The sequence below is a fragment of the Pectobacterium polonicum genome (genome assembly GCF_005497185.1).
Taxonomy (GTDB): domain Bacteria; phylum Pseudomonadota; class Gammaproteobacteria; order Enterobacterales; family Enterobacteriaceae; genus Pectobacterium; species Pectobacterium polonicum.
In genome coordinates, this window is sequence record NZ_RJTN01000043.1 from 1 (window position 1) to 7218 (window position 7218).

The 7218-nt window shown below is 47.2% G+C and carries 12 protein-coding genes; 2 read left to right on the top strand and 10 right to left on the bottom strand.

Annotated elements, in window-relative coordinates:
• Positions 1-61: 61 nt before the first annotated feature.
• Positions 62-694, bottom strand: a complete 633-nt coding sequence (locus EDI29_RS22130) for a putative metallopeptidase (protein ID WP_137742606.1) — start codon at positions 692-694, stop codon at positions 62-64.
• A gap of 280 nt (positions 695-974) precedes the next feature.
• On the opposite strand from EDI29_RS22130, the gene EDI29_RS22135 reads away from it, so the two are divergent.
• Both EDI29_RS22135 and EDI29_RS22140 read left to right on the top strand, forming a co-directional pair.
• Positions 975-1166, top strand: a complete 192-nt coding sequence (locus EDI29_RS22135; RefSeq protein WP_137742607.1) for a hypothetical protein — start codon at positions 975-977, stop codon at positions 1164-1166.
• A gap of 93 nt (positions 1167-1259) precedes the next feature.
• The gene (locus EDI29_RS22140; RefSeq protein ID WP_137742608.1) at positions 1260-1481 is read left to right on the top strand and encodes a hypothetical protein; all 222 of its coding nucleotides are present in this window, start codon (positions 1260-1262) and stop codon (positions 1479-1481) included.
• Here the strand turns inward: EDI29_RS22140 and EDI29_RS22145 are convergent.
• The 9 genes from EDI29_RS22145 to EDI29_RS22190 all read right to left on the bottom strand — a co-directional run bounded on the left by EDI29_RS22145 (position 1451) and on the right by EDI29_RS22190 (position 6934).
• A complete protein-coding gene (locus tag EDI29_RS22145; protein WP_137742609.1) occupies positions 1451-1999 on the bottom strand; it encodes a DUF2514 family protein in 549 nt (182 codons plus the stop codon). The genes EDI29_RS22140 and EDI29_RS22145 overlap by 31 nt on opposite strands.
• Entirely contained in the window at positions 1996-2541 is a 546-nt protein-coding gene (locus EDI29_RS22150; protein WP_137742610.1) for a lysozyme, read from the bottom strand. The genes EDI29_RS22145 and EDI29_RS22150 overlap by 4 nt, the downstream gene beginning before the upstream one ends.
• A gap of 3 nt (positions 2542-2544) precedes the next feature.
• On the bottom strand, positions 2545-2805 hold the full coding sequence (locus EDI29_RS22155; RefSeq protein WP_137742611.1) for an HP1 family phage holin: 261 nt from the start codon (positions 2803-2805) through the stop codon (positions 2545-2547).
• A gap of 94 nt (positions 2806-2899) precedes the next feature.
• On the bottom strand, positions 2900-3751 hold the full coding sequence (locus tag EDI29_RS22160) for a DNA/RNA non-specific endonuclease (RefSeq protein ID WP_137742612.1): 852 nt from the start codon (positions 3749-3751) through the stop codon (positions 2900-2902).
• Between the two features lie 169 nt (positions 3752-3920).
• Positions 3921-4295 carry a hypothetical protein gene (locus tag EDI29_RS22165; RefSeq protein ID WP_137742613.1) on the bottom strand — a complete coding sequence of 125 codons (375 nt, stop codon included), beginning with the start codon at positions 4293-4295 and terminating at the stop codon, positions 3921-3923.
• Between the two features lie 117 nt (positions 4296-4412).
• A complete protein-coding gene (locus EDI29_RS22170) occupies positions 4413-5021 on the bottom strand; it encodes a hypothetical protein (RefSeq protein ID WP_167494548.1) in 609 nt (202 codons plus the stop codon).
• Positions 5018-5602 (bottom strand): recombination protein NinG, encoded by a 585-nt coding sequence (locus EDI29_RS22175; RefSeq protein WP_137742614.1) that lies wholly within the window; start codon positions 5600-5602, stop codon positions 5018-5020. Before EDI29_RS22175 ends, EDI29_RS22170 begins: the two co-directional genes overlap by 4 nt.
• Positions 5595-6044 (bottom strand): recombination protein NinB, encoded by a 450-nt coding sequence (locus EDI29_RS22180; RefSeq protein WP_137742615.1) that lies wholly within the window; start codon positions 6042-6044, stop codon positions 5595-5597. The genes EDI29_RS22175 and EDI29_RS22180 overlap by 8 nt, the downstream gene beginning before the upstream one ends.
• A 539-nt stretch (positions 6045-6583) precedes the next feature.
• Complete coding sequence (locus EDI29_RS22190; protein ID WP_137742617.1) at positions 6584-6934, bottom strand: hypothetical protein; 351 nt, start codon at positions 6932-6934, stop codon at positions 6584-6586.
• Positions 6935-7218 lie beyond the last annotated feature (284 nt).

Genomic DNA, 7218 nt, shown 5'->3' on the forward strand with positions numbered 1-7218 from the left:
GGCTTTCACTTCTGGTTTCAGTGATGCCATATTCCACCATCCGTATCAAACAGTATTAAATTTACGCCAATTTTAATAAGCACGTTCCGCACGCTCTAGCGACGTTAACGTGAGCAACCTCCGCTGGCCTGTTTGCAGCATCAACCATGTCCTGCACTTCTTTGCTGGCACCGTAGCGACGAACCACGCCAACGAATTCCTCAACATCGTGACCACGCATTTTCAGCACCGGCAATCCCGTATCTCGTTTAAATTTCGGTGCACCGAATTCATCGGTAGCGTGGCAAATATGATAAAGCTCATGCTCGATGAGTGCGCAGAAATCCAGATCACTACACTGAGAACAATAGTCAGCAGCTAGCGTGATGATGAACGTCGGCACTCGGCCGAACCATTCATGCATCTGTTGTTCCATTCTTGCCTTTTGCCATCCACCAGCGCGCATCATCACTTCTTCACATTGACCAAGAACCGTCCGGCCTTTTTTCTCGAATGCTGATGACGCCCACATAAACGCAATGTCAGCCGTATGCAGATGGAAATGATCTGGGTTATACAGATTTCCACTTTCGCTGATGATCTGCCTGTCCACCCAATCATAAATCTCGTTTGCCGGAATTAGCCTGGTGTATACGCTGAATTCGTTCATGAGGTGGGGTGGCGGGTATGGCCGTGTGATTTCTTTATCAGCCATAACAGAATATTCCTCTATGCTGGAAACTATAAACCCCGTGGTACCGAGCATGAGAAGCCGCGCAAACCTATACGATATGCTGTTTACTATGCGGTACCATCGGAGTTATTAGAATTTTATAAAGCCATTACGCTATTCACTCAGAAATAAATAATGTGATGGCAATAAAATTATTCGGTTGATAAAGGTAAGGATAAATCGTAAACGTAGCATACTAACCAAAAGCAATACCCCCAACCTTTAAGTGAGAAATATCTCATTACCTCTAATAAGGAATACTATGGCCAATACAACCTGCCCCAAGTGCCCTTCAACTTCGTTTGAAATGAAAGAAACAAAAATCAAAGGTTCAAATTATCGACATTTCTTCGTGCAGTGTTCTGCCTGTGGTGCAGCCATAGGTGTACAGGATTTTTACAATACTGGTGCCTTATTATCTAAAATTTGCAGAAAAATAGGCATCCCTGTTTGATTGTCAGGGCATCTCAGGATGCCCATTATAATACCAGTCACACTCTCGCAGTGGCCGCGCTCATGCCCTTGAGTCCGTAGTCAGGGGTATCTCATGAATCCCTCACCTCTAACCGGTGAACGACTGGCGATCGTTCTGGAGTACCGGCACACCTTCTTCCTCATTAACCCTCACCAGCGTGTGTTGCAGTTCGGACCTGCATCTGGCTCTCTACGTGGAGACTCGGGGCAGCATCATTACTGCTGCGTCGGCACGACTCGCCGCGGTCTATCCGCTTTAGTGCTTCATAACGATTCTCCTGTTATTGCGTCATAGACCCGCTCACAAGTCATTCCGGCTCTGTAAGCTGCGTCAGCCTCTGCTGCATACTCTCCCGCTGCTTTGTCAGATTCGCTAAGCAACTCGGCAAGCAGTATTGCGGCCTCGGATTTTGCTGCGCCTGTTGCGGTAATTGCGGAAATGCGGCCTGTTTCACTTGCTGCCAGTTGCCGCTTGAGTTTTCCGATTGCAGACTGCAACCCGACAGCAGCAGACTGAGCGTTAACAGCATCAGCCTGCGCCAGTTCAATTTCACGCTGCGCATTAGTCGATATCGCATTGATCGCTTCCTGTCTGCGTCGTTCTTCCTGACGCTCATCAGATTGACGTTTCGCCAGCGCTTCAGTATCTGCTGTATCGCGCCGAGCCCACTTTAATTGCCACGCAGCATTGGCATCATCCTGACCGGCTGTATATCGCCAGTGCGAGAATCCCCATATTAAAAAAGCCACCAGCGTTATGAGCGCTAATGGCTTCCAGTGTGCTTTAAAAATAGCGATAGCGGCTGTTGTCATCCATCTAGCCCCCAGCACGTCAGCTCAGATTCTTGATCTCGGCGCTCAACCTGCCCGTAACAGTTATTAGACCGTATGCGGCAGTCGCGCCCCTGATCCTTAATCCACCACTTAATACTCTCGCACGCACCCTTTTTATCGCCAGCGTTCAGCCGCGGCCAGAATGTTGTTTTTGTCGTACATTTACCTGGTCCGAGGTTCCAATAACAAAACGACGCCACGCCGACCTTCTGAGGTTCAGTTAGTGTGACGTATACGGCGGGGTTGATATTCCTCTGCAACCAAGAAAGAGCCTCTTTGTGTCGTCGCGATGATTCAGTGCGGCACTGCTCAGCCGTTAGCCTCATTCCCGCCACAACTTTCTGCCCCTGATATGTCGTCAGGCCGTCGCAGATAGTCCAAATACCGACCCCATCTTTATAAGCCACCAGCCTGAATCCCTCTTTCTCAATCAAAAACTGATCCAGCAGAACTGGAGCTGACGCGCCAGCAGCAATGAGCGCTAACATTGCAGCGCTTAATTTTGTTTTTAGTGATGACATCGATCACCCCGCGCTGATACGTCTTGATTTCAGTTGATATTCCTTTCGGCGGTAGTGCCAGTTAACACCGCATGTAACTACAGTGCATGCAATACCGATAATGATTGCCCAGTCGCTCAACGTTAACCCCGCGATCTTCTCAATCAGCCACGCGCTATCAGCGGCAGTTTTTGCAGCGTATGCCTTTGCAGAGACGCCACCGCCAGCTAATGTCGCGCCAGTTCCATATGATAACCTGCTGTAGATAGTGCTCATTTTGGTCATAGCCTCACCTCCGCTGTACGGGGCGCTGTGTGTGATTTACAGGAAATAAAAAACCCGCCGTAGCGGGTCTGTGGATTAATTCGTGGTGTATATATCAGGGACAGCCAAACTGGCTCTTAGCCAATGTCCCTTTTTGCGATTTGACGATCGCTGCAATATTGGCAGGGAGATTTGACCAAATACTCAACTTCGGATTTGTTTTCTGTTCAATGCTGTCAACCGTGACCTGATAACTACAGAAATCAGCACTTTTCAGTGCGTCCTGGTTCATCAGAAACGCTGCATACTCACCTTTATCTGGACTCGTACCAATAAAGATTATTTTCCAGTAGCCACTAGGAATCTGAACTGTCGGCGCGTTCGGTAACGTCGCAATGTTCTTCTCAAATAGTGGTCCAGTAACAGAGTAGACCGCTGATACACCAGCACTATTTGCAAGCGCACGCTCCTTATCCTCTAAACGTACCCACGCCCCTTGATTCAGAGCAGCTTTTTGAGGGGTGATATTTGAGAGGTAATTGAGTGATTGCCAATCCGATGATCCACCTAGCCCGGCAAGCGGGGCTTGATGCCCGCGATCCACAGCTAACGCAGCATTTGCACCATCATACGCAGCGGGAGCTAGTGTGTCGGTAGCCGGTAAATCAGGGTCTTGCTTCCAATTTCTCGCCCTACCGCTAGCCTGGCTGGTCTTTGTGATTTTATACGCCACCCAATTCGCAAATTTAGTCGACGCGTTGTTGTTCAACGTGTACGCATCACGAATAAGCGTCTGTGAACTTCCGCCAGTAGGGCAACCCACCAGACAATTATCAACTGTTGCTACCACCACTGCTGGTGCAGAAGCCGTTGGTTCGATTACATCAGGCGTTTGTGCAGGTTGATATGTTGCCGTACAACCCGCAAGCAACAAAATCGGTAAAAGCTTAATTAAATTAAGTTTCATGTTCTTTTCCTATAGATACCTTGCCAGAGAAATGAAATGGTAAGCATTAAAATAGTTATAATGATTACATTTCAAATAGTTACAACCAGTATCAATATAGGTTATCAATAGGAAAAGAGCATAAAAAGCCACGCGTTCGCGCAGTCCATGATTCTTGAGACGTTATCGTTTAGTGGTTAGTTAAACTCTCTTTTACTTTTTTCTCGCAAGCAGGGATCATTAGATCTCTGAACATGTCCCTTGTATCGCCGTCATATTGTCGATTGGGAGGGCGATAATCTTTGCGAAATGATTCGGCAATTCTGGCTGATGTGGCAACATACTCCGACTCATCAATACCGAAATCAGAAAGGCTAAAACCACGATCTTTGAAGCTGGATACCTCTTCATTGATGATTGCTAGCACATCTCTATCCGTTGATCCCACCTTGTCTGTGATATTCCACTCAGTCATACAGATTTCATGTGCTGCTTTGCTGATATCATTAATAGCAGCAAATGATGTCAATGGAAGCGCTAGCACTAACACAATGATTTTTCGCATATTAACGTCAATTCCTTTGAAATAAAAAACCCGCACTGATGGCGGGTTTCCGTGATTCTGTCGCTTGGATACAGCTTTGCGAAGCGTACCTAAATTATGCGGATTCAAAACCTGTTTTCAACCTTTTTCTGCATTTTCTCGACATAACTCATCAAATAACGTGAAATAGACGGCAGAGTTAAACAATTCTATGCACCAGCGAACCCTATCAATACACTGTTTTTCCGTTAAGGAAGGAGCGTGCTTACGATTAAGCCAGCGTGCCATGTCCAGTATGGTTTTGTTCCAGGTGTAATAGTCGCGCCCAATTTCATAAACAGGGTTTTCTTTGCTGAATGAATTAAGGATGACACGCTCCATGAACGCAGCTTCTTCTTCGTCACCAGCATCACCGATCAGGTCCCCCAGCGACTTTTTAGGCCATAGAATTTTTTTAGCCATAATGAGCAAATCATCGCCTTTATAGCCCATGTCCCTCAGACCATCGAGCACTGTCGCCATTCGCTCTTGCTGCTCACAGCTCCAACCGGTTTCCGCTTGGGAAAATATGCCGCCACCAGCTGACAGGTGTTCAGTGCCACTGCCGCCGTACACTGCCCCCCAGTGATTTAGTAGAGAACGAACCCACCGATTTTTCTCTGGCGTCAGCCTGCGATATTTACCCAGATACGAACGACGCGGAGCGCGTGCCAATGCTTGCCATGATGTATCTTTAGCTGCTTTCACGCTGCCTCCTGCTTTTTCAGTTTACGTAAATTAGCCCGTGCGGTTGCCCGGATTCTGTCGAGCTCTTCACGCGTCCATCGATGCGTGTCGTTGTTACTCTCCAGCTCCTGAACGCGAACCTCCCCGATCCGTTCCACCAGCGAAATGCGGTACGCTTCGATATTTCCCGATTTGTGGACGTTGCAGGTGTGGCACTGTAGCCACAGATTGTCAGGCTCAAATCTCAGATGTGATGCGGCGGCAGTTGTTCTGTAGTGTCCAGCATGCCATGCGAACGCCTCACGCGTGCCGCAGGATATGCAGCAGTCGCCAGCAGCCAATAAAGATTCTCGCCGCCAGTCATTGACGGCGCGCTGCGTCATGCTAATACAGTGTGATAATGGTTTGACTGCCGCCTTGCGCTCACGCCATGCAGCCTGATCTGCTTTCTGTTTTTTCTGCTGCTGGCGCTGCTTTTCTTTTTCACGGAGCTGTATTGCGTACTGCGCGCCGTGCTCAGGGCAGCACCAGCGGATGTTGTCGAATTGAGGTGTGAATCTCTCACCGCAGATTTTGCATTTACGACGGGGTAACTTAGCCATTCCGATCACCCCAGCGTTTAGCCCACTCTATTTCCAGCTTGGATTTTTCACTGAAATTAACGTGCTGCTGAGTGCCGAACCAGTAAATGGCTTCAATAACTTCTACCATCTGCGGAATGTTCATTTTGCTGGTGCGTTGACCGAACATCACAATGCCGCCATCCAAGCCGGGAGCCATGCGCTGCTCTTGCTTCTTGGATTTAGCAATCATTGCAGTGATCAGGTCTTTCCAGTCTTCCTTGTCGTATTTGCTTCCAAACCAGATAACTTGATCGGAAAGGTCCTGCAGGAGTGGCCACATCTTATTGTTTTGAGCCTTCGTGCGACTGGGATCTTTGATGTCCACAACCAGAGGGCGTTTTTGGTCAACAGGTAGTTGCCGAATAAAATTAATGGCATTTTGCTTGACGGCGTCATTAGCCAGGTGGAATTGCTGTTTCATGCAGCACCCCACAGGGTTGCCGCTGAATACAGAAAATCGCTGGCGTCGTTAAACGTCAGTGATTGGGAATTTGATACGTTTTTTTGCGCCATTGGTTTATCTCCAGTGACGCAGCAGGCGATGGTTGTTCAGGCCATCAGCGGGAATTATATATGGTTATTTTAAACTTGGCTTACTCGATATCCGGCTCGCTCTAACATTTGCGTGACGAGCGTCGGCGTTCCGATAATTTCATCAGGCTTGAGCGGCATAAATGAGATTATATCGCCCCTCCTGTACGTCAGTGCGCGGTCAAATTCTGGAAAATCCTTAAACGTCGCTACAACGACATGGTCACGACAGCGCACGACTGCGTAACCCGAACCTGGTAGTTTTATTGCCAATCCATCACCTTAAATAACTGTACATCCATACAGCAATGATATTATATAAAATATTTCAATTTGCAACAAAAAGGCCCCTAAGGGCCTAAAAATTAATATGCTATGTGCTTCTATTACTTTTAAACAAATACAGCATCATAGGAGTGCTAATAGGGGTTACTTAGTTATGAACTTATATACACCCCATGATGCAAGCCCTACTACCGCGGCCCCAGCAACAGCCCACCCAACGACAGGAACAACCGCACTACTTGCAGCAGCACTAGCTATAGCAGCAACACCACCAGCCATACCTGTACCACCAGTTGCAATGGCGCCGCCACCAGCAGCAGCAATTGCACCAGTCGTTACGGATGCTGACGCCCCAGCTGCTACAGCAGTAGCGGCCACAGCTTCTGCAGCCGCAGCTACGCCAGCTACACCGATCGCAGCACCAGAGCCAGCACCTACCGCAGCACCAACACCTACGGCTACACCTTCACCAATAGTGTTTAATTTTTCATCCATTATTATCTTAAACTCCCGTATTTCATTTAAACCACTTCAACGGTTTTTATAGCATTATCAATATAATATTGATTTTTTAACCATACAACTTAGCAAAAAGACTTCCTAATAAAAAATCGTTAATAAAAGACCATCTAGTTTTTCATGCTAAACTAACTAAAAATAACAACCAGATGAGATTGAATTTACTTAAAATCATATAATTCTCGGTGCATCCTAAGAAATTTTTTGTTTTCCTCTTTAATAAGAGTAATCTTCAATTTATTAGAAACACCTAACTTACA

What these genes read in the sequence shown, in the direction of transcription:
- EDI29_RS22155 (WP_137742611.1), bottom strand. Translation starts at nt 2,805, where the DNA reads ATGACCAAAATGAGCACTATCTACAGCAGGTTATCATATGGAACTGGC.
- EDI29_RS22175 (WP_137742614.1), bottom strand. Translation starts at nt 5,602, where the DNA reads ATGGCTAAGTTACCCCGTCGTAAATGCAAAATCTGCGGTGAGAGATTC.
- EDI29_RS22150 (WP_137742610.1), bottom strand. Translation starts at nt 2,541, where the DNA reads ATGTCATCACTAAAAACAAAATTAAGCGCTGCAATGTTAGCGCTCATT.
- EDI29_RS22135 (WP_137742607.1), top strand. Translation starts at nt 975, where the DNA reads ATGGCCAATACAACCTGCCCCAAGTGCCCTTCAACTTCGTTTGAAATG.
- EDI29_RS22180 (WP_137742615.1), bottom strand. Translation starts at nt 6,044, where the DNA reads ATGAAACAGCAATTCCACCTGGCTAATGACGCCGTCAAGCAAAATGCC.
- EDI29_RS22190 (WP_137742617.1), bottom strand. Translation starts at nt 6,934, where the DNA reads ATGGATGAAAAATTAAACACTATTGGTGAAGGTGTAGCCGTAGGTGTT.
- EDI29_RS22145 (WP_137742609.1), bottom strand. Translation starts at nt 1,999, where the DNA reads ATGACAACAGCCGCTATCGCTATTTTTAAAGCACACTGGAAGCCATTA.
- EDI29_RS22165 (WP_137742613.1), bottom strand. Translation starts at nt 4,295, where the DNA reads ATGCGAAAAATCATTGTGTTAGTGCTAGCGCTTCCATTGACATCATTT.
- EDI29_RS22140 (WP_137742608.1), top strand. Translation starts at nt 1,260, where the DNA reads ATGAATCCCTCACCTCTAACCGGTGAACGACTGGCGATCGTTCTGGAG.
- EDI29_RS22130 (WP_137742606.1), bottom strand. Translation starts at nt 694, where the DNA reads ATGGCTGATAAAGAAATCACACGGCCATACCCGCCACCCCACCTCATG.
- EDI29_RS22160 (WP_137742612.1), bottom strand. Translation starts at nt 3,751, where the DNA reads ATGAAACTTAATTTAATTAAGCTTTTACCGATTTTGTTGCTTGCGGGT.